Here is a 20,059-nt window from a genome sequence, read left to right as displayed (position 1 = left end):
CGGCCCTCACGTCCCGGCCCGCCTCGACGGGGCGGTGACGGCCGTGCGTCAGTTGGCCGCCGGACCGCTCGCATCGAGGCACAGCCGCCCGATCGATGCCAACGGCCGCTGATTGAGGTCGGGCTTTTGCGCCGCCGCCCGGCGATCCAGCTCCTTGAGCTGGGCGGCGAGCGCCGCCTCGAGCTCCGGCGTCCCGCCCTGGCCCACCAGCGGCCGGATCGTATCCGCCCACCCCTTCCAGAACGCCCGCTGAACCTGCAGCGCGTCGGGCGTCGGCTTCCCCTGATACGAGTCGGCGACCATCTTGCCGTACGCCTTCGCCTCGGGCGCCGTGTTCAGGAGGAACGGCTCCTGAGCCTTCATCCACCGCGCGCAGAAGGCGCCGGCACCGGCCGCGGGGGCGCCGGCCGCGGCGTTCGCGCTGCCGCTCGACGGCTGGGACTTGTCGGCGGTGCAGCCGCCGGCCGCGAGGGCGGCGGTGAGCCCCACCGCATAGACGAACGCTTTGATCATCGGCGCAGGATAGTCGGCCAGGAGGCGTACCGACATACCGGAGGTCGTCGGCGGTGCAGCATGATAGGCCCCGTGACCCGATCCACTTCGTCGCCAGGCCGCACCGGCCGGCCGCCGCGGACCTCCCGTACGGAGATTTTGGGTGCCGCCCGGAGGATCATCGATCGGGACGGCTGGGAGAAGCTGACCATCCGCCGGCTGGCGAGCGAGCTGGGCGTCGGGCCGGCGACCCTGTACCACCACGTGCGCGACAGAGAGGACCTGCTCGTCCAGCTGCTCAACGAGCACGCCTCGCAGACCTTCAGCGGTGACCTGCCCGATCCGCCCCGCGAGCGCATCATCGCGGCGGCCACCGCGATGCACGACTCCCTCGCCGCATGGCCTTGGGCGGCGGAGGTCCTCACGACCGACGGTTTCCTGCGCCGCCTCGGCCAACCGGCCCTGGAGATGGTGGAAGCCGTCGTGAGCGGAGCCATCGACCACGGATGCACCTCCGAGCGGGCGGTCCACATCTTCCGCAGCCTCTGGTACTACACGGTCGGCGAGATCCTCGTTCGCGCCCACACCGAAAGCCGACGGCACGGCGAAGGCCCGGCTGGTCCTCACGACACCTTCTTCACCTCGATCGACACGTCACGACTGCCGCGCCTGGCGAGTGTCGGCGACCAGTGGCCGGCACTCGCTGCGCAGGACACCTACCCGCAGGGACTCCGCGCGTTCGTCGATGGCCTGCTCGCGCAGTCCACGTAGCCGGTCAGTCGCACACCGCCTCCCTCTGAAAGGCCAGCAGCGCGTCATCGATGGGGTGGGGCTGCGGCCGCCCCGAGGCGTCCAGTTCGTTCCACCGCACCAGGTTCATCGCGATCGACATCTGCCGCTTGCCGTCCTCGCTGGTCATGGACAGCGTCTGAGCGCCCCAGACAGTGCCGTCATGGCCCCAGAACGTGCCGCAGTCCGCGACTGTGAACCTGTGTAAACCGAGGCCGTACTCGACGACCTCGCCCGTCTGGCTGATGACCGGAACCGTGCGCTGCATCTGCTCCAGCGACGACCGGCTGACGATCCTGCCACCGAGCAGCATCCCGTAGAAGCGGTTCATGTCACCGACGGTCGACACCAGGCCGGCCCCGGTCGATACCCAGGACATGTTGTAGACGCTGTAGTCACGCGGCGGATCGATGAGACCGAAGAACGACTCGTAGATCCGCGAATGCGGCCCCTTGATCTGCGTCCCGGTAGGGAACCCGGTGTGCCGCAGACCGGCGCGAGCGATGACGTTCCGGGTGATGTACTGCTCGGCCCCGACACCGCTCACCTTCTCGAGCAGCTGACCCAGAAGCAGGTAGTTCGTGTTCGAGTAGGTCCCGGGCGCGACGCCGGGCTCGCCGGCGGGAGGCGCCTTCACGCCCATCTCGATCAGCTCGACCGGGTCCCACTGCCGGAATCGGTTGTCGTCCAGGCTCTGGGTCGAGCCTTCGGCAGGAAAGATCTGCAGTGACGGGAACGCGTACGGAAGGTAGTCCGGCAGGCCGCTGGTGTGGTTGAGGAGCATCCGCACCGTGATCGCCTCCCCGCGCGCGCCGGGAACCAGCTCGGGCAGGTACCGGCCGATCGGCGCGTCGAGGTCGACCCGTCCCTTCTCGACCTCCTGCAGCACCGCCGCAGCGGTGAAGCTCTTGGTGATGCTGCCGACGCGGTGCAGCATGTCGGGTCTGACTCGACGGCCCGTACTGACGTCAGCGACGCCGGCGGCACCGCGCCAGACTCGATCGCCGTCGCGCACCTCGGCGTAGACACCAGGCATCCCCACACTGTGGACGCGGTCCATGGCGCTCTTCAACGCCTTGCGGTCGAGGTCCGTCGACGCATCTGCGCCGTCGACGGACGCGCCCTTCGCCGCGGAGGCGGGAATCGTGAACCCGGGGATGACGCTCAGCAAGGCGATGCTCGCCGATGCGATCAGCGAGATCTTCGAGTTATGGAACATGTTCGGAAACCTAGCACGGCGTGGGTCACGTGTCGACTTCAGACGTTCGTCTCGTGAGGTAGCAGAGGGCCCGCATGAGGGGGTCGGCTTACCGCCGGGCGTCCTGGCCGAATGGTCACTCGGTGGTGCTTCTCTTAGGGCTGCCCGCCCCGGTCGTCGTCGACGCCTGGAGCGGAAAACGTTCCTTCTCGGCGTACGCGTTCCAGCATGGCGGTGTCGGACTCCAGACCGGGGTGTCCGGGCTGACGGTCCAGCTCTACGACTTGTTCCAGCTCACCGACGGCCAAGTCGAACTCACCCCGCAGGCGGTGGATCATGGCGGTTGTATCGCGTGACAGCTTCGCCGGCCCGGTCACCCGACCTCGCGACGGATGGGCAGGGCCCGGTGGCAGTAGTCCAGGGCCCGCTGCCGGTCGCCCAGCCGGTCATGCACAAGGCCGATGTTGCTCAATGTGGCGGCTTCGTTCCCGCGATCGCCGGCGGCCCGATAAAGCTCCAGCGCACGGTTGTAACTGGCCAGCGTCTCCACAGCGAAACCGGTGATACGTTTCGCCCACCCGAGTTCATAGAGGGCGTCGGCATCCTCACCCAAGGTCAGGGGTCTGCTCGGCGAGCCGAGCCACGTCGGCGAACCGCGACCGCGCCAGCCATACACGACCGAGCCGGGCACCCACACGCCGGGCGATCCAGACTTCCCGGCCGGCGACCGACAACCGATGAACCTCCACCCACCGCGCCATCGAGTTCATGCGGCTCGGGTCCGTCTACTGAGCCGGCTCGGTCTTGAAGGACGGTCTCCAGCATGGCGGTGTCGAACTGCAAGTCAGGGTGTCCGATTTGACGGTCAGCGGTTCGCCGATTCGGGGACTAGCGAGGCGATCGAAGCCCCATGGCGTTGCCGACGACACCCGCGATCACGAGCAGCGCTGCGGGCAGGAAGCCGAAAACCGGCACGCCGTTGCGGGGCACCTCCTGGGCTAGAGTCGGCAGTGCTACCAGGATCACGGGGGCCCCGAGCGTTACGGGGATCCACCAGGGCCGGCGGATCAGCAAGGTCCAGACGACAGCGGCGAGGACCGGTAGGCAACTCCATTGGATCCGGGCGTTCATTCCCCACTCATCGACCATCTCCTGGGGGCTGCGCCCGAAACTGCCGATGCCGTAGATCACCGTCTCGACGATCGCCGTGGCCATGACGGCCAGGCCGGTCAGCGCGAGTACGGCGGGCAGCACGCGATGACCCAGATCGGCTATGCGTGATCGGGTCACCGGGTGCCCCCATCCGTCCGTCGTCTGTCGGTTTGCGTAGGTGTCAGCGGAAGTCAAACAGTGCCACGTGGGTACTGCCGTCGCTGAGGGTTGGCCGGAACTGCCGGCAAGAGCCGGCCCACCGCTGAAACAGAGGAAGGGCCGCCCGGGTGGCGATGAGGATCCTCCGGCACGCCCGGCTTTCGATCACGATGGAGATCTGCACCCAGGTGTCATCGAAGGCGACGCGCGAAGCGCTCAGGCGGCTGGGGAGAGGCTCGATGGCTGAGCGCTGCTGTACTTCGCTGCTGTACAGACAGCAGAAAGGCCATGACCTTCGATAGGTCATGGCCTCTGAGCTGGTGGGCGATACTGGGATCGAACCAGTGACCTCTTCCGTGTCAAGGAAGCGCGCTCCCGCTGCGCCAATCGCCCTCGATCTATTGCCGAGGTGGAGACGGGATTTGAACCCGTGTACACGGCTTTGCAGGCCGTTGCCTCGCCTCTCGGCCACTCCACCGAGCCGGCCCCGCACGTTACCTGTGGCGGCCTCTCCGAGCGGACGACGGGATTCGAACCCGCGACCCTCACCTTGGCAAGGTGATGCGCTACCAGCTGCGCTACGTCCGCTTGTCCTTCCGGGTTCCCCCGGCGACGGAAGAAACATTAGCCGGTCGCCCCACGCCTTGCCAAACCGGGGTCCCCCGGCGCGTCGCATTCAGGCAGATTCGCAGGTCAGCGCGCACGAGGGGGACCGGGCGGCCTGGTTATCCACAGGCCGCAGAACAAGCGAGCGCCGACCGGGCCGCCCGGGTTGGATGGGGGCATGGAGATCCGACAGATCGCCGCCGACGAGCGCACCGACACGATGTTCCCCCTGCAGACGTACGCCTTCATGCCTTCGCCCTGGACCGAGGCCGACCGGGAGACCTATGCCAAGCGGATGGTCTTCTACCGGACGGTCACCAGCCTCATCGCCGAGGAGGGCGGGCAGACTCTCGCCGGGGTGGCCGCGTTCCCGATGCGGCAGAACGTGCGTGGGGTCGTGCATGACATGGCCGGCGTCGCGTCCGTCTCCACCCACCCGTCTGCGCGGCGGCGGGGGCTGGTCCGGCAGCTCATGACCCGGCTCATGCAGCAGATGCGGGAGCAGGGGTGCGCCGTCAGCGCGCTCTATCCGTTCCGGCCGTCGTTCTACGGCAAGCTGGGCTACGTGGGTGTGCCGCGTGTGCGCACCGCCACCTTCGCGCCCGAAGGGCTGTCTCATCTGCTCAGGGCCGAGCTGCCGGGTGAGGTCGAGCGTCTTCACCTCTCCGAGGGGTTCGACGACTACAACGCGCTCACGCTGCGGCTGCTCGAGGATCGGCACGGCTTCTCCGTGTACGACGAGACGCGCACCTCTGAATTCCGCGAGAGCCCGTCGTTGTGGGTGGCGATCGCGCGCGTGGACGGCGAGGTGGTTGGCGCCGTGACGTATTGGATCGACCAGTACGGCGGGGATCTGGTAGCGGGTGACCTGCTGACCACGGGGCCGATGGGGCGCGCCCTGCTGTTGCAGTTCTTCGCGCGGCATGTGGACCAGGTTGCGCGCATCGTGCTGAAGATCGACACGAATGAGGTGCCGGAGCTGTGGGGTACGGACTTCGCCGTGCTCACCGAGGGCCGGGTGGACCTTCCGCGCCGGGGTGGCCCGATGGTGCGCCTGCTGGCCATCGAGGCCCTCAACGGGCTGCGGGCCGGCGCGGAGCAGGACGTCACCGTCGAGGTGGTGGACGACGAGCTGATCGGCGGCCGCTATCGGATCACCGGTGCCGCGGGGAGGCTCGCGGTGGAGGAGACCCGGGAGGAACCGCAGGCGACGCTGACCTGTGCGGGCATCTCGGCGTTGGCCTACGGCGTGCTCGACCCGATCGAGGTGATGACGCGTGGCTTCGGCCGCATGGAAGGTCCAGCGGTGGAGCGGCTGGCCGCCCTCTTCCCCAGGGACATGCCTTATCTGTTCGCCGACTTCTGAGGAGGAACGGCTCAGACGGCAGCCGGCAGCCCGGCCGTGGTGAACGCACGGCCGTCGTCGGTGACCGCCGCGGACTCGTATCCGTCCGCCACCCGCTTCGCCAGCCAGCTGAGTCCCGCATCGCCCATCGCCAGCGCAGCTGTCGCGTACGCGTCGGCCAGCGCCAGGTCCGGGCCCACCACCGTCACCGAGCGCAGGCCTCGCGCCGGGGAGCCTGTCCGGGGGTTGAAGACGTGATCGCCGCGCTCGTAGTTGCCCGACGTTGCCACCGCGCAGTCGGTGATGCTGAGGACCCAGCTCAGCTTGTCGGCTTCCCACGGGTGGCGGATGCCGATGCGCCAGGGTTCGCCCTTCCCGGACAGGCCCCGGGCGCGGATGTCGCCGCCCGCGTTGATGCAGTGGCGGGCGGAGCCGGCTTCCGCGAGCCGGGCCGAGGCGACCTCCACCGACCAGCCCTTCACGTAGCCGGACGGGTCGAGAGGGCCGGCGGCGTACGCGTCGAAGTAGCCGTCCGTCGACCGCCACAGGTCCGCGCAGGCCTCCAGGACGTGGCGCATGTCGGCCGAGCAGTCGGGGAGGTCGATCTCGCGGCGGCGGAGGCGGCCCACCTCGCTGTCGTCGCGGTACGTGCTGAAGCGCCGGTCCACGTCGTGCAGCCAGTCGCAGACGTCGCCGATCATCGCCTGGAGGGCCGGTGCGGGCAGGTTGTCGGCGAGATCGATGCTGACGACCGTGCCCATCACGTGCTCGGCATGGTGCATGAACCGAACCTACGCGTTCGCCTCGTCGATCGCTGCCTGGAGCGACTTCACGTACGACTCGCTGGTGAACGTGGCGCCGGAGACCGCATCCACATCCGCGCTCTGGGCCTTGACGGTCGACTGCTTCAGTGCGGCGATGGCCGGCGGGTTGATGGTGGCGCTGTCGGCCGTCGTCGGGTAGGTGGCGTCCGCCGCGGTGATCTTGCCGCCCTCGACCTTGATCGAGACCTGGATGGTGCCGTAGGGGTTCTTGACCGCCGCGCCCTTGTAGACGCCGTCCTTCAGGCCGCTGCCCCCCGCCTCGCCCTCCGAGGAGCCGCCGTCCGAGCCGCCGTCCGCGCCCTTGTCCGAGTCATCGTCCTTGTCCGCGTCGGCGGGCTTCTTCTTGGTCGGCGCGGGGGCGACGTCCTGCCCCGAGCCGGCCAGGTCGACGGCGGGTGGCGCGGCCGCCGGCACGGCCGGTGCGGAGACGCTCAGCCGGACGCCCACGATGAGGGCGGCGCCGGTCAACGTTCCTACGGCTGCTGCGGTGCTGCGTCGCATCAAAACTCCCGGGCTGACAGATCGAAGGGGTCGGTGAGCAGGGGAAAACGATCAGAACTCGAACGGGTCGAGGTGCATCTGGCTGTCGGGCACCTCGAGCTCCCGCAACGTCTGGACCGCCGCACCCACCAGTCCCGGCGGTCCGCACAGGTACACGTCCCGGCGGTTCACGTCGGGCACGAGGCCCAGCAGCCCGTTCGCGGTGAACAGCCGGCGGGGGCCCGGGTCGGTGCGGGAGCCCACGATGTAGCGGACCCAGGCGTCGCGCCGTTCCGCCAGGTCCTCGAGCTCCTCCCGGAACACCAGCTCGTCCGGCCGGCTCGCCCGGTAGATCACGATCGTGTCCGGCGGCATGTCCTCCAGCAGGGCGCGGATCGGGGCGATTCCGCTGCCGCCGGCGATGAGCAGGGCGCGGCGGCGGGTGCGGCGCTGGGCCGTGAACGTGCCGAACGGTCCCTCCGCCCACACCGGGGTGCCGGGTTCCATCTCCGCGAGTTTGGCCGTGTGGCCGCCGACCGCGGTGACGGTGAGGCGCAGCCACTGCGAGTTGGGGGCCGCGGAGAGCGAGAACGGGTGGGACTGCCACCAGCCGTTGCGGGTGAAGAACCGCCAGCGCATGAACTGGCCGGCCTGGGCGGGCAGCTTGTCGAGGTTCTTGCCGTCGATGTAGATCGAGAACGTGTTGGTGCCCTCGGCGACGACCTCGGCCACCTCGAAGCGGTGCCGGACGTTCAGCCAGACCGGCTCGATCAGGCGGCCCCAGACCAGCGCCGCGATGACCAGGGCGCCCAACGCCGGCCAGAAGATGTCGGCGAAGTCGCCGGAGAGGTTGGCGCCCATCGCCACCTGGTGGCCGTAGCCGAGCAGCAACACCAGGTACGCGGTGAGGTGGATCAGGTGCCACAGCTCGTACGGCAGCTTCGTGCGGGCGGCCCGGATCGAGATGAGGCTGATGAACACGAGCAGACCCGTGGCCACCGTGGCGCTGATCATGTCGGGGAACGTGGTGATCATCGTCCAGCCCTGGTCGACCACGCCGGTGTCGGCGGTCAGCGCATAGCCGTACACGATGAAGACGACGTGGGCGGCGACCAGCACGACCAGCGACGTGCCCAGCCAGCGGTGCCAGCGCAGCAGGTCGCGGGCGCCGACCCACTCCTCGAGGAACGAGACCCGGCTCATCATCAGCAGCTGGATGAACAGGACGTAGCCACCGGCCAGCCCGGTCAGCCGGCCGACCGCCATCATCAGGGTGGCCGTGTCGTTGACCGTGCCGGCCTCGGTCTCGAAGAGCCACAACGCCAGGCTGGTCGCCAGCCCCGCGAAGAACAGCAGCACGGTGAGCAGCCGGTTGCCGGAGGTGGCTTCGGCCGGCGGCCGGTCGTCGGTGGTGATCGCGGGGCCGGAGCCCTGCCAGCCGGAGGGGTCGCCGGGCGCCTCGGTGAGGATGTCGCCGCGCGGCACACCCTCGTTGAGGTCGGGCTGCTCCCAGAAGTCACGGACCGGCCGCTGGTCCTCGAAGGTCTCGTACATCGTCGGCCCTGGTCGCGCCATCGGTCTCACCCGCCCGGCAGTCGTTCGTCCGTCGTCGGCCGCCACCCCCCCCCGGCAGCGGACGTGACGACCCGTCTCGGGAGGCCGTCGCCCGGTACTACGCGGTTCAGCGGGCTATGGCTCAACGGAGAGACGAAAAACCTCGTCGTAGGAGAGCACCTTCTCGATCAGGCCGCTGCCCGGAAAGTCCAGCATGAGCACGCCGGTGCGGGTCAGGCCATGGCCCTCGTTCAGGTAAGTGAGCAGGAACGGGTCGACGCCCTGCACTCCGAACGCTCCGCCCGCCACCTGCTGCGGCTGGGCGAACAGGCTGGCCCCGGAACCGAAGTTCACGTAGATCTTCGACGGGTCGCCCGCGTTCGTGGCGTCCAGGAAGCGCCGGACCCGGTCCCGTTTGGTGGCGATGGCCCCGATGTTCGGAACGTTGTAGTCGTCCTGGATGTACGTCGACGACCCGTCCGTCCAGCTCGCGAACTGCGCCAGTCCGTAGTGCTCGATCGGGCTTCCGTGGGCGCTTTGCAGGACAGCCAGCACCACCTTGCCGCGCACCTGCCCGAGCGTCGGTGTGGCCGCGGCGGAAGACCGCGTCACCGACGGCCGCCACCACACCGGCGTCACGTAGGAGTCGAAGATGTCCTGGAAGCTCTTCTGCCCGGGCGCGTCCGTGCAGGACCCGAGCTCGCCGGTGCACTCCTGCTTGAGGCGCACGATCACGGTCTCCGCGGGATGTGCCGCCAGGAAGTCCGACAGCACCCGGACGACGTCGGAGAAGTCCGCATTCTGGTAGACGGCACCGTGGTGGATGGTCAAGGTGTTGCCGCCGTTCACCCGGGCACGGATGTCGATCATCCGAATGCCGGCGCTGAGCTGCCGAGCGAGGGTGCCGCCACCGTCGCCGAAGTCCTCCTGCGTCTGGGTGAGGCCGCCGCCGTGGATCGCCAGCGTGTCGTGGGTGCCGGGGATCGACAGGGCTGCCAGGCTCGCGCCGTCCGCCACCGACCGCATCCAGTCGGGCTGGTTCGCCGCCCCCAGTGTCCGGTAGGACGCATCCGCACGGAATGCGCCGACCCGCGCCCGGGTGGCCCGGTCGTCAGCTACAGCCTGGCCTAAACGAGTTGGGCGATCTGAAAAGTAGGCGCGCTCGAGGGAGGCGAGGGAATGGGCGGCGCGGTCGAGGGAGGCGAAGGAAGGGGCGCCGCGGTCGAGAGAGGCGTGGTCGAGGGAGGCGAGGGAAAGGGTGCCGCGGTCAAGGGAGGCGCGCTGGAGAGAGACCAGGGGCAGGGTGGCGGCGGAGCCTGAGGAGGCGGCGCGGGACGCGCCGGCGAAGGCAACTGCGGCGGCGGGGGAGGCGGCTAGGGCGGCGCCGGAGGCCGTGACCAGGGTGGCGGTCAGCGCGGCGGCAGCGAGTGCGCGCTTCATGCAGTGAAAGATATCGATCCATAGGGAGCGGTGGAAGAACGTGAGCCGTCCGGGAGCTAACGTCACCGGCGTGACTGAGAACCCCGCCGGGGTCACCGTGGTCGGCATCGGCGCCGACGGCTGGTCCGGTTTGCCGGGTACGGCCACCGCGGCGCTGACCGCAGCTGACGTCGTGTTCGGCAGTGACCGGCAGCTCGACCTGCTTCCGCCCGAGGTGGCCGGCGAGCGCGTCCCGTGGCCTTCGCCGCTGCTCCCCGCCCTTCCCGGCCTGCTCGACGCCCACCGTGACCGCCGCATCGCGGTGCTGGCCAGCGGCGACCCGATGTTCCACGGCATCGGCGCCACCCTGTGCCGGCTCGCGGGGCCGGTGCGGGTCATCCCGCACCCGTCGTCGGTCTCCCTCGCGGCAGCTCGGCTCGGCTGGCCGCTCGCGGACGTCGACGTGCTCAGCCTGGTGACCGCGCCGGTCGAGGAGCTGCATCCGCTGGTCCATCCGGGCCGCCGGGTCCTGGTGCTGAGCCGGGACGCGGAAACGCCTGGCCGGATCGCGCACCTGCTCACCAGCCGGGGATACGGCGACAGCACCCTGACCGTCCTCGCGCAGCTGGGCGGTGCGGGAGAGACGACCCGGACCGGGCCGGCCGCCTCGCTGGATCTGACCGGCGTCGACCCGCTGAACGTCGTCGCGATCGAGTGCGGGCGCGGTGGGCCGGCGCGGCCGCGTACTCCCGGACTGCCCGACGATGCCTACGACAGCGATGGTCAGCTCACCAAGCGTGAGGTGCGGGCGGTGACCCTTGCGTTGCTGGGGCCGCAGCCAGGGGAGCTGCTCTGGGACGTCGGCGCCGGGTCGGGCAGCATCGCGATCGAGTGGATGCGCACCCATCGGGCCTGCCGGGCGGTGGCGGTCGAGTCGTCGGCCGAGCGGGCCGCGCGGGTGGCGGCGAACGCGGCTGCTCTGGGCGTACCGAAGCTCGAGGTTGTGGTGGGACGGGCACCCGGCGCACTTGCCGGGCTGCCGGCGCCCGACGTGGTCTTCATCGGCGGTGGTGTGACGCGCGACGGAGTCGTCGAGGCCGCGTGGGAGGCGCTGCCGGCGGGCGGCAGGCTGGTGGCGAACGCGGTCACGCTGGAGTCGGAGGCGGTGCTGGCCGCCTGGTACGCCAAGCTCGGCGGGGAACTGACCCGGGTCGCGGTCAACCGCGCCGCCCCGGTCGGTGGGTTCACGGGATGGAGAGCGATGATGCCGGTGACGATCTGGTCGGTGGTCAAGCCGTGACCGGTCCGTCTCAGAAAGTCAGCGGGCAGGGCGTGAGGGTCCCGGGCGGAAGGTTGGTGGTCGGGCCGTGACGGTGCACTTCATCGGCGCGGGGCCCGGGGCGGCCGATCTGATCACGGTACGGGGACAGCGTCTGCTTGCGGCCGCGCCTGTCTGCCTGTTCGCGGGGAGTCTTGTGCCTCGGGAGCTGCTCGAGTCGTGTCCGCCGGATGCTCGCCTCGTGGACACTGCGAACCTCGACCTGGATCAGATCGTCGGCGAGATGGTCGACGCCACGAAGGCCGGGCTGGACGTGGCTCGGCTGCATTCCGGGGACCCGTCCGTGTTCAGTGCGGTGGCCGAGCAGATGCGCCGGCTCGACGCGGCCGGTGTTGCCTATGACGTTGTTCCCGGAGTGCCCGCCTTCGCCGCCGCTGCGGCCTCGCTGGGGCGGGAGCTGACCGTGCCCGAGGTGGCGCAGACCGTCATTCTTACCCGTACGGCCGAGCGTGCGACGGCGATGCCGGCCGGGGAGGACCTTGCCACGCTCGGTGCCAGCCGGGCCACGATGGTGCTGCACCTGGCCGTGCAGCGGATCGAGGCGGTGGTCGCCGAGCTGCTGCCGAACTACGGCCCGCAGTGCCCGGTGGCCGTCGTGGCGCGGGCGAGTCGCGAGGACGAGCTCATTCTGCGGGGGACGCTGGCGGACATTGCTGCGCAGGTCGTAGAGGCTGGTGTGCGGCGTACGGCGGTGATCGTGGTCGGTGCCGCGCTCAGCGCTTCGCAGTTTCCCGACAGTCACCTGTACTCGACCGGGCGATGCCGCACCTGAGGGTCCTGGTTCTCGGTGGCACCACCGAGGGCCGGGCGCTCGCCGGGCGGGTGCCGGTGATCAGCTCGCTGGCCGGGCGGACCTCCGCCCCGCTGCTGCCGCCGGGAGAGGTGCGGATCGGCGGGTTCGGCGGGGTCGAGGGGCTGGTCCGCTATCTGCGGGAGGAGCGGATCCGGGCGGTCGTCGACGCGACTCATCCGTTCGCGGCCACGATGACCGGCCATGCGGCGCTCGCGTGCCCGGTCGCCGGGGTGCCGCTGCTCGTGTTGCGCCGCCCGGGGTGGACGGCGCAACCCGGAGACGTGTGGCACCGGGTGCCCGGTCTGGCCGCGGCCGCGGACGTCGTGCCGGGGGTGGGGCGGCGTGTCTTTCTGACGACCGGCCGGCAGAGCATCGCCGCGTTCGCCGGTCTGGACGGTTGCTGGTTCCTGTCGCGGTCCGTCGAGCCGCCGGTGCCGCCGGTGCCCCGGCAGCTCGAGGTGGTGCTCGGCCGGGGGCCGTTCAGCCTCGGTGCGGAGCGGGAGCTGCTGCTCCGGCACCGGATCGACGTGCTCGTCACCAAGGACAGCGGTGGGGCGGCGGCCAAGCTGGACGCCGCCCGGGCGCTGGGGATCCCGGTCGTCATGGTGGACCGGCCGCCCCTGCCCGCCGGGGTGCCCACGGCGGGGACCGTCGACGCGGCCGTGGAGTGGATCGCTCAGCTCGGGTAGCTGCGCGGGGTGAACACCTGCGTCGAGCCGTCGCCGCGGGTCAGCACCCGGGTCCGGCTGGAGCCGATGATCAACAGGCAGCGCATGTCGATCGTGGCCGGGTCCAGGTCGCCGAGGGTGGTCACCCGTACCGTCTCGTGCGGGCCGCCGACGTCTCGGCCGACCACCACCGGGGTCTGGGGATCGCGGTGCTGCAACAGCAGCTCCCGGGCGCGGACCAGTTGCTCCTTGCGGCTCTGCGACGCCGGGTTGTAGAGGGCGATGACCAGGTCGGCGCCGGCCGCCGCGGTCAGCCGGGACGCGATCACGTCCCACGGCTTCAGCCGGTCGGAGAGCGACATGATGCAGAAGTCGTGGCCCAGTGGCGCTCCCACGCGGCTCGCCACCGCCTGCGCCGCGGTGAGTCCCGGCACGACCCGGACCGGTACCTCCTTCCACTGCGGGTCCTCGCTGACCTCCAGCACCGCCGCGGCCATGGCGAACACGCCCGGGTCGCCGGAGGACACGACCGCCACCCGGCGCCCGTGCTTGGCCAGGTCCAGGGCGAACGCCGCCCGCTCGGCCTCGACCCGGTTGTCCGACGCGTGCCGGCGCTGCCTCGGGTTCGCCGGCACCCGGTCGACGTACGGGCCGTAGCCGACCACGTCGTCCGCCTCGGCGAGCGCGGCCTGCGCCTCCGGAGTGAGCCACTCCCGGGCGCCCGGTCCCAGCCCGACCACCGTGACCTGCCCGGGATGCGCTTCGGCCGGTTCCGCCGGGGCGACGAAGGTCGCGGCGGCCGGGCTCGGAAGCAGGGCCAGCGAGAAGTACGGCACCGTCGCCGGGTCGATGTCCGCGACCCGGCCGTGGCGTTCCCTGTCGGTGGTGGCGCGCTCCACGTACCAGGCGTCGTCGAGGCGGCCGGCCCGGTCCAGGGCCTCGCGGACGCCCTCGAAGGTGCGGCCGAGCTTCATGATGGCGGCGGAGTCCGTGCCGCCGAGCCGCGCCGCCAGCTCGTCCGGCGGCAGCGTGCCGGGCAGGACGGTCAGGGTCTCGTCGCGCTCCATAAGGGGACGCCCGAGCACCGCCGACGCGGCGCTGACCGAGGTGACGCCGGGCACGACCTCGGCCTCGTAGCGGTGCGCCAGCCGCTTGTGCATGTGCATGTAGGACCCGTAGAAGAACGGGTCGCCCTCGGCCAGGACGACGACGTCGCGACCCGCGTCGAGGTGCGCGGCGAGCCGTTCGGCGGCGGCGGCGTAGAACTCGTCGATCGCCCCCTGGTAGCCGCCCGGATGGTCGGTGGTCTCGGTGGTCACCGGATAGATGAGCGGCTCCTCGATCTGCCCCTCCCGCAGGTACGCCGCCGCGATCGCCCGCGCGTTGGAACGCCCGTGCCGGGCCGCGTGGTACGCCACCACGTCGGCCGCGGCGATCAGCCGGGCGGCCTTGACGGTGACCAGCTCCGGATCGCCCGGGCCGAGTCCGACGCCGTACAACCGACCCGCCACTGTCACTCCTCCTCCGAGGCGAGCGCGTTGACCGCCGCCGCCGTGATCGCACTGCCACCCCGTCGCCCGCGGACGACCAGGTATTCGAGGTCGGACGCGGCCAGCGCGTCCTTCGACTCGGCCGCACCGATGAACCCGACCGGGATGCCCAGCACCGCGGCCGGCCGGGGCGCACCCGCGGCGACGAGCTCCAGCAGGCGGAACAGCGCGGTGGGCGCGTTGCCGATCGCGACGACGGCGCCGTCGAGGCGGTCACCCCACAGATCGAGCGCGGCGGCGCTGCGCGTGTTGCCGATCCTGGCCGCCAGCTCCGGCACGGCCGGGTCCCGCAGCGTGCAGACGACGTCGTTGTCCGCGGGCAGGCGCTTGCGGGTCACCCCGGAGGCCACCATCTCGGCGTCGCAGAGGATGGGCGCGCCGCCGAGCAGTGCCTTGCGGGCGGCCGTCACGACGCCCGGGCTGTACCCGATGTCGTCGACCAGGTCCACCATCCCGCACGCGTGGATCATGCGGACGGCGACGCGCGCCACGTCCGCCGGCAGCCGCGACAGGTCGGCCTCGGCCCGGATGGTCGCGAACGACCGCCGATAGATCTCCGCGCCGTCGCGCACGTACTCCATGTCAGCCCTTCCTCAGGGCGGCGATCGCCGCCGCCACCTCGGTGACCGGTACGGAACCGGCCGCCTTGTCGTCGCCACCGGGCATCGCCGCCACGGTGTAACCGGTGGCGGTGGCCTCGACCCGGACGTGCGGAGCCGCCGGGCTGCCGCAGCCCCGGGCGCATCCCACCCAGTGCACGGGCAGGCCGGAACCGGCCCGGGTCGCCGCATCGGCATCGGATCGCACGTCCGCCAGAGCCTTCGCGCAGCCGGGGCGCCCGGCGCAGGCGGTGACGCCCGCCCACCGGGAGTCCGCGCCGGTCTCGAGCCCGGCCCCGGCGAGCTTACGCATCCAGGCTGCGGCCTCCGCCGGGGACAGGTCCGGCACGATCACCCCGCGCCAGGGCGTGACGACCAGCTCGCGGGCCCGCTCCAGGGCCCGGAGCGCGGCTCCGCCGAGCCGTCCGAGCGGGACGAGGGCTCCCACGGCCGTCCGCCCGCCGGACCGCGGGATCATTCCGACCGGCTCGCGCAGGGCCGGCCGGCGCAGGGACGGATCGGGCGCGATCAGCGTGACGTCCAACGCCGCAGCTGTGCTTGCCGCCATGCGGGCGGGGCCGTCGGCCAGCTCCCGCACCCGCCACGGCCGGGGGCGGCCGGACGATGCGTCCTGCGCCGCGAGAACGAGGAAAGCGTGGGCGGCCGCCAGCAGAACGGGGACCGTGTGGGCGACCGGCACCCGGAGGCCGAGGTCGCGTCCGGCGAAGAGGACCGCGCCGGACGGCAGCACCGCCACATCGGCGGAGAACGCCACGTCGCCACTGCCGTCGTCGATCGCGAAGAGGAAACGGCCGGGCAGGGCCGCCAGGACGGGGTCGGCGCACAGCTCGCGGTCCAGCGTGGTGACCGGCTCGGGGTCGATGAGCAGCGGTGACGCGGCGATGTTGCGGACCAGCTCGTGGGTCGGCGAGGGCAGCAGACCGGCCTCGGCCAGCCGCTCGGCGAGGTGGGCCGGCGGTGCCGCCCGCAAGGCCCGGAGCTGGAGGTTGGCCCGGCTGGTCAGCTCGAGGTGCCCGTCGCCCCACTCCACGGCCAGCTCGCGCAGCGCGGTGAGCTGGCCGCCGGTGATCCGGCCGCCGGGGATGCGGACCCGGGCCAGCGGCCCGTCGGCGGCGTCGTGCAACCGCAGCGCCCCGGGGCAGGCATCGGCGTCGGCCCGGCAGGACGCACCGGCCTGCGGCGGCCCGGCGGCGGAGGCGCCGGGGCCGCCGGGCGCGGCCGACGGCGAGCCGGGCGCCCCGGCTACGGCGGCGGGACGGGCGAGGGGGGAGGACACGGCCCGGATACTACGGATCGGCTCCGACACTTTCCTCCGGCCGGTCGGGATCGTCACACCTCGCCCCCCACGTTGACTCCGCGTGCGGCGGTCGGCAGAGTGGGAGGCCACGTGCGGCGACGCCGCGGAGGAAGCCGGTGCGAGTCCGGCGCGGTCCCGCCACTGTCACCGGGGTTCGGACCCGGGAGCCAGGAACTCCGGTCGCCGTGATTCCTTCGACCCGGGGCGCGGACCCCGAGGGGAGAGCCGTGTTTCTGCTGCTGTCGACGTCCGACACCGACCTGCTCAGCGCCCGGGCCAGTGGCCACGACTGGCGGCTGGGCAACCCCGCCCGGACCGCTGTCACCGACCTGCCGGCTCTCACGGACGGCGTCGACCTGATCGTCGTGCGGATCCTCGGCGGGCGCCGGGCCTGGGAGGAGGGGCTCGACGCGCTGCTCGCCGGGCCCGTCCCGGTCGTCGTGCTCGGCGGCGAGCAGGCTCCCGACGCGGACCTCATGAAGCTCTCGACCGTGCCCGCCGGTGTGGCGGCCGAGGCTCACGGCTACCTCGCGTACGGGGGGCCGGAGAACCTGGCCGCGCTGCATGACTTCCTGTCGGACACCATCCTGCTGACCGGTAACGGTTTCGCGCCGCCGGTGCCCGCGCCTGACTGGGGTGTGCTCGAGCGCGCCGCCGCCGCGAACGACGGTCCCACCGTGGCGGTCCTCTACTACCGCGCTCACCACATGGCCGGTAACACGGCGTTCGTCGAGGCCCTGTGTCAGGCCATCGAGGCGAAGGGGGCGCGGCCGCTGCCGATTTTCACCGCCTCTTTGCGTACGGCCTCAGCAGAGCTCCTGGCCGAGTTGCGCAAGGCGGACGCGCTGGTCGTGACCGTGCTCGCCGCAGGCGGCACGAAGCCCGCCACGGTCGGCGCCGGCGGTGACGACGAGGCGTGGGACGTCGGGGTGCTCGCCGACCTGGACGTGCCGATCCTGCAGGGGCTGTGCCTGACCAGCAGCCGGGAGGCGTGGGAGGCCAGCGACGACGGGCTGTCGCCGCTCGACGCCGCCACCCAGGTCGCGATCCCGGAGTTCGACGGCCGGATCATCACCGTGCCGTTCAGCTTCAAGGAGATCGACCCGGACGGGCTCTCCGTGTACGTGCCCGACGCCGAGCGGGCCGCCAGGGTGGCCGGGATCGCCGTCGCCCACGCGCGGTTGCGGCACGTGCCGCCGGACGAGCGCCGGATCGTGGTCATGCTGTCGGCGTACCCGACCAAGCATTCCCGGATCGGCAACGCGGTCGGTCTGGACACTCCGGCTTCGACGGTACGGCTGCTCGCCGCGCTGGGGGAGCGCGGCTACCGCATCGGCAGCTTCCCGGGCGTCGCCGAGCAGGACGGTGACGCCCTCATCCACGCGCTGATCGCGGCCGGCGGGCAGGACCCGGACTGGCTGACCGAGGAGCAGCTGGAGAGCAACACCGTCCGGATCAGTGGGGAGGCGTACGCGGCGTGGTTCGCGACGCTCGACGCCGACCTGCGCGAGTCCATGGAGCGGCACTGGGGTCCGCCGCCCGGTGAGCTGTACGTGGACGGTGGCGACATCGTGCTCGCCGCGCTGCGGGACGAGAACACCGTGGTCATGGTGCAGCCGCCGCGGGGCTTCGGCGCGAACCCGGTGGCGATCTACCACGACCCGGACCTGCCGCCGAGCCACCACTATCTGGCGGCGTACCGGTGGCTGGCGGCCGAGTTCGGTGCGCACGCGGTCGTGCACGTCGGCAAGCACGGCAACCTGGAGTGGCTGCCGGGCAAGAACGTCGGCATGTCCGCCGCGGACGGCACGGATGCGGCGCTGGGTGACCTGCCGCTGATCTACCCGTTCCTGGTGAACGACCCGGGGGAGGGCACCCAGGCGAAGCGCCGGGCGCACGCCACCCTTGTCGACCACCTGATCCCGCCGATGGCCCGCGCGGAGTCGTACGGTGACATCGCCCGCCTCGAGCAGCTCCTCGACGAGCACGCGAACATCGCCGCGCTCGACCCGGCGAAGCTGCCGGCGATCCGCGCCCAGATCTGGACCCTGATCCAGGCCGCGAAGATGGACCACGACCTGGGCCTGGAGAACCGGCCCGGCGACGAGGAGTTCGACGACTTCCTGTTGCACGTCGACGGTTGGCTGTGCGAGGTCAAGGACGTCCAGATCCGTGACGGCCTGCACGTGCTCGGCGAGGCGCCGGCCGGCGAGGCCCGGATCAACCTGGTGCTGGCCATGCTGCGCGCCAAACAGATGTGGGCCGGTCAGGTCGCCGCGCTGCCCGGTCTGCGGGAGGCGCTCGGCCTGCGCGAGGACGCCTCCACCGCCGAGACGGACGCGGTCGAGGCTCGGGCGCGGGAGCTGGTCACCGCGATGGAGGAGGCCGGGTGGCCCGCGGACGTGCCGGCCATCTCGGACGATCCGCAGGTGCGCGAGATCCTGGCCTTCGCCGCCCGGGAGGTCGTGCCCCGGCTCGCGCGCACCACCGACGAGCTGACCAATGTGCTGCACGCCCTCGACGGCGGGTATGTGCCGGCCGGGCCGAGCGGTTCGCCGCTGCGCGGGCTGATCAACGTGCTGCCGACGGGCCGCAACTTCTACTCCGTCGACCCGAAGGCCATCCCCAGCGCGCTCGCGTGGGAGACCGGTCAGGCCATGGCCGAGTCGCTGCTCAAGCGCTACCGCGACGACTACGGCGACTGGCCGAAGTCGGTCGGGCTCTCCGCGTGGGGCACGAGCGCCATGCGGACCGCCGGGGACGACATCGCCGAGATCCTGGCGCTGCTCGGCGTACGCCCGGTCTGGGACGCGGCCTCGCGGCGGGTCACCGGCATCGAGCCGATCGGCCTGGCCGAGCTGGGCCGGCCGCGCATCGATGTCACCGTGCGCATCTCGGGGTTCTTCCGTGACGCGTTCCCGCACGTGGTGGCGCTGCTCGACGACGCGTTCGGGCTGGTCGCCGGCCTCGACGAGACGCCCGAGCAGAATTTCGTCCGCGCGCACGCGCTCGCCGACGCCGACACCGGCAAGACCTGGCGGCAGGCCACCACGCGGATCTTCGGCTCGCGGCCGGGCGCGTACGGCGCGGGCATCCTCCCACTGATCGACAGCCGCAACTGGCGCGGCGACGCCGACCTCGCCGAGGTGTACGCGGTCTGGGGCGGCTTCGCCTACGGCCGTGACCTCGACGGTGTGGAGGCGCGCGCGGACATGGAGACCGCGTACAAGCGCATCGAGGTGGCGGCGAAGAACATCGACACCCGCGAGCACGACATCGCCGACTCCGACGACTACTTCCAGTACCACGGCGGCATGATCGCGACCGTACGGGCGCTGACCGGGCGCGCGCCGGCCGCGTACATCGGGGATTCCACCAACCCGGACGCGGCACGGACCCGCAGCCTGACCGAGGAGACCGCCCGGATCTTCCGGGCCCGGGTGGTGAACCCCCGCTGGGTCGCCGCCATGCGCCGGCACGGCTACAAGGGCGCGTTCGAGCTGGCCGCGACCGTCGACTACCTCTTCGGGTACGACGCCACCGCGGGCGTGGTCGCGGACTGGATGTACGAGCAGCTCGCCGCGACCTACGTGCTGGACCCGGAGAACCAGAAGTTCATGACCCAGTCGAACCCTTGGGCGCTGCACGGCATCACGGAACGCCTGCTGGAGGCGGCGGACCGCAAGCTGTGGGAGACGCCGGACCCGGACATGCTCGCCGCACTGCAGCAGGTCTACCTGGAGACCGAGGGAGACCTCGAGGGCGGCGACTAGC

Annotated in this window: 18 protein-coding genes, 3 tRNA genes and 1 riboswitch; of the genes, 7 read left to right on the top strand and 14 right to left on the bottom strand. The window is 71.5% G+C overall.

Going from position 1 to position 20,059, the window contains the following annotated elements; all coding sequences use genetic code 11:
- Positions 1 to 48: 48 nt before the first annotated feature.
- The gene (locus AB0J80_RS06155) at positions 49 to 549 is read right to left on the bottom strand and encodes a hypothetical protein (protein ID WP_364700931.1); all 501 of its coding nucleotides are present in this window, start codon (positions 547 to 549) and stop codon (positions 49 to 51) included.
- Between the two features lie 36 nt (positions 550 to 585).
- Here AB0J80_RS06155 and AB0J80_RS06150 point away from each other — a divergent pair, with 36 nt between their 5' ends.
- Positions 586 to 1,263, top strand: coding sequence for a TetR/AcrR family transcriptional regulator (locus tag AB0J80_RS06150; protein ID WP_364700930.1), 678 nt, complete (start codon positions 586 to 588; stop codon positions 1,261 to 1,263).
- 4 nt (positions 1,264 to 1,267) lie between these two features.
- Here AB0J80_RS06150 and AB0J80_RS06145 read toward each other — a convergent pair whose 3' ends face one another.
- On the bottom strand, positions 1,268 to 2,500 hold the full coding sequence (locus tag AB0J80_RS06145) for a serine hydrolase domain-containing protein (RefSeq protein WP_364700929.1): 1,233 nt from the start codon (positions 2,498 to 2,500) through the stop codon (positions 1,268 to 1,270).
- 122 nt (positions 2,501 to 2,622) lie between these two features.
- Here AB0J80_RS06145 and AB0J80_RS06140 point away from each other — a divergent pair, with 122 nt between their 5' ends.
- On the top strand, positions 2,623 to 2,835 hold the full coding sequence (locus tag AB0J80_RS06140) for a hypothetical protein (protein ID WP_364700928.1): 213 nt from the start codon (positions 2,623 to 2,625) through the stop codon (positions 2,833 to 2,835).
- A gap of 17 nt (positions 2,836 to 2,852) precedes the next feature.
- Here AB0J80_RS06140 and AB0J80_RS06135 read toward each other — a convergent pair whose 3' ends face one another.
- From AB0J80_RS06135 to AB0J80_RS06115, 5 genes are all read right to left on the bottom strand, one after another.
- Complete coding sequence (locus tag AB0J80_RS06135) at positions 2,853 to 3,092, bottom strand: tetratricopeptide repeat protein (RefSeq protein ID WP_364700927.1); 240 nt, start codon at positions 3,090 to 3,092, stop codon at positions 2,853 to 2,855.
- 275 nt (positions 3,093 to 3,367) lie between these two features.
- A complete protein-coding gene (locus AB0J80_RS06130; protein WP_364700926.1) occupies positions 3,368 to 3,733 on the bottom strand; it encodes a hypothetical protein in 366 nt (121 codons plus the stop codon).
- 375 nt (positions 3,734 to 4,108) lie between these two features.
- Positions 4,109 to 4,183 (bottom strand) — tRNA-Val (locus AB0J80_RS06125).
- Positions 4,184 to 4,197: 14 nt separating this feature from the next.
- Positions 4,198 to 4,268 (bottom strand) — tRNA-Cys (locus AB0J80_RS06120).
- Positions 4,269 to 4,305: 37 nt separating this feature from the next.
- A tRNA-Gly gene (locus AB0J80_RS06115) sits at positions 4,306 to 4,378 on the bottom strand.
- 196 nt (positions 4,379 to 4,574) lie between these two features.
- Between AB0J80_RS06115 and AB0J80_RS06110 the strand changes: the two genes are divergently transcribed.
- The gene (locus AB0J80_RS06110; RefSeq protein ID WP_364700925.1) at positions 4,575 to 5,762 is read left to right on the top strand and encodes a GNAT family N-acetyltransferase; all 1,188 of its coding nucleotides are present in this window, start codon (positions 4,575 to 4,577) and stop codon (positions 5,760 to 5,762) included.
- Between the two features lie 11 nt (positions 5,763 to 5,773).
- Here the strand turns inward: AB0J80_RS06110 and AB0J80_RS06105 are convergent, their stop codons facing one another.
- The 4 genes from AB0J80_RS06105 to AB0J80_RS06090 all read right to left on the bottom strand — a co-directional run bounded on the left by AB0J80_RS06105 (position 5,774) and on the right by AB0J80_RS06090 (position 10,039).
- Positions 5,774 to 6,523, bottom strand: a complete 750-nt coding sequence (locus AB0J80_RS06105) for an FAD:protein FMN transferase (protein WP_364700924.1) — start codon at positions 6,521 to 6,523, stop codon at positions 5,774 to 5,776.
- A gap of 9 nt (positions 6,524 to 6,532) precedes the next feature.
- The gene (locus AB0J80_RS06100) at positions 6,533 to 7,066 is read right to left on the bottom strand and encodes an FMN-binding protein (protein WP_364700922.1); all 534 of its coding nucleotides are present in this window, start codon (positions 7,064 to 7,066) and stop codon (positions 6,533 to 6,535) included.
- 51 nt (positions 7,067 to 7,117) lie between these two features.
- Positions 7,118 to 8,620 carry a ferredoxin reductase family protein gene (locus AB0J80_RS06095; protein ID WP_364700920.1) on the bottom strand — a complete coding sequence of 501 codons (1,503 nt, stop codon included), beginning with the start codon at positions 8,618 to 8,620 and terminating at the stop codon, positions 7,118 to 7,120.
- 114 nt (positions 8,621 to 8,734) lie between these two features.
- Positions 8,735 to 10,039, bottom strand: coding sequence for a phosphatidylinositol-specific phospholipase C (locus AB0J80_RS06090; protein ID WP_364700918.1), 1,305 nt, complete (start codon positions 10,037 to 10,039; stop codon positions 8,735 to 8,737).
- Between the two features lie 70 nt (positions 10,040 to 10,109).
- On the opposite strand from AB0J80_RS06090, the gene cbiE reads away from it, so the two are divergent.
- The 3 genes from cbiE to AB0J80_RS06075 all read left to right on the top strand — a co-directional run bounded on the left by cbiE (position 10,110) and on the right by AB0J80_RS06075 (position 12,839).
- The gene (gene cbiE / locus AB0J80_RS06085) at positions 10,110 to 11,318 is read left to right on the top strand and encodes a precorrin-6y C5,15-methyltransferase (decarboxylating) subunit CbiE (RefSeq protein WP_364700916.1); all 1,209 of its coding nucleotides are present in this window, start codon (positions 10,110 to 10,112) and stop codon (positions 11,316 to 11,318) included.
- Positions 11,319 to 11,385: 67 nt separating this feature from the next.
- Positions 11,386 to 12,129, top strand: a complete 744-nt coding sequence (cobM, locus tag AB0J80_RS06080) for a precorrin-4 C(11)-methyltransferase (protein ID WP_364700914.1) — start codon at positions 11,386 to 11,388, stop codon at positions 12,127 to 12,129.
- Entirely contained in the window at positions 12,117 to 12,839 is a 723-nt protein-coding gene (locus AB0J80_RS06075; RefSeq protein ID WP_364700912.1) for a cobalt-precorrin-6A reductase, read from the top strand. Before cobM ends, AB0J80_RS06075 begins: the two co-directional genes overlap by 13 nt.
- On the opposite strand, the gene AB0J80_RS06070 is transcribed toward AB0J80_RS06075, so the two are convergent.
- From AB0J80_RS06070 to AB0J80_RS06060, 3 genes are read right to left on the bottom strand one after another with little or no spacing between them, the layout of a single operon-like run.
- Positions 12,827 to 14,329: a precorrin-2 C(20)-methyltransferase gene (locus AB0J80_RS06070; RefSeq protein WP_364700910.1), complete on the bottom strand. Its 1,503-nt coding sequence runs from the start codon at positions 14,327 to 14,329 to the stop codon at positions 12,827 to 12,829. The genes AB0J80_RS06075 and AB0J80_RS06070 overlap by 13 nt on opposite strands.
- Before the next feature lie 2 nt (positions 14,330 to 14,331).
- Positions 14,332 to 14,949: a precorrin-8X methylmutase gene (locus tag AB0J80_RS06065; protein ID WP_364700908.1), complete on the bottom strand. Its 618-nt coding sequence runs from the start codon at positions 14,947 to 14,949 to the stop codon at positions 14,332 to 14,334.
- Position 14,950: 1 nt separating this feature from the next.
- A complete protein-coding gene (locus AB0J80_RS06060; RefSeq protein ID WP_364700906.1) occupies positions 14,951 to 16,264 on the bottom strand; it encodes a precorrin-3B synthase in 1,314 nt (437 codons plus the stop codon).
- A 127-nt stretch (positions 16,265 to 16,391) separates the two neighbouring features.
- Positions 16,392 to 16,462, top strand: a riboswitch (cobalamin riboswitch).
- 50 nt (positions 16,463 to 16,512) lie between these two features.
- Between AB0J80_RS06060 and cobN the strand changes: the two genes are divergently transcribed.
- Positions 16,513 to 20,058 carry a cobaltochelatase subunit CobN gene (gene cobN / locus AB0J80_RS06055; protein WP_364700904.1) on the top strand — a complete coding sequence of 1,182 codons (3,546 nt, stop codon included), beginning with the start codon at positions 16,513 to 16,515 and terminating at the stop codon, positions 20,056 to 20,058.
- Position 20,059 lies beyond the last annotated feature (1 nt).

This window comes from Actinoplanes sp. NPDC049548 (assembly GCF_040676695.1).
Classification (GTDB): domain Bacteria; phylum Actinomycetota; class Actinomycetes; order Mycobacteriales; family Micromonosporaceae; genus Actinoplanes.
This window is presented reverse-complemented; position numbering and strand designations above follow the sequence as displayed.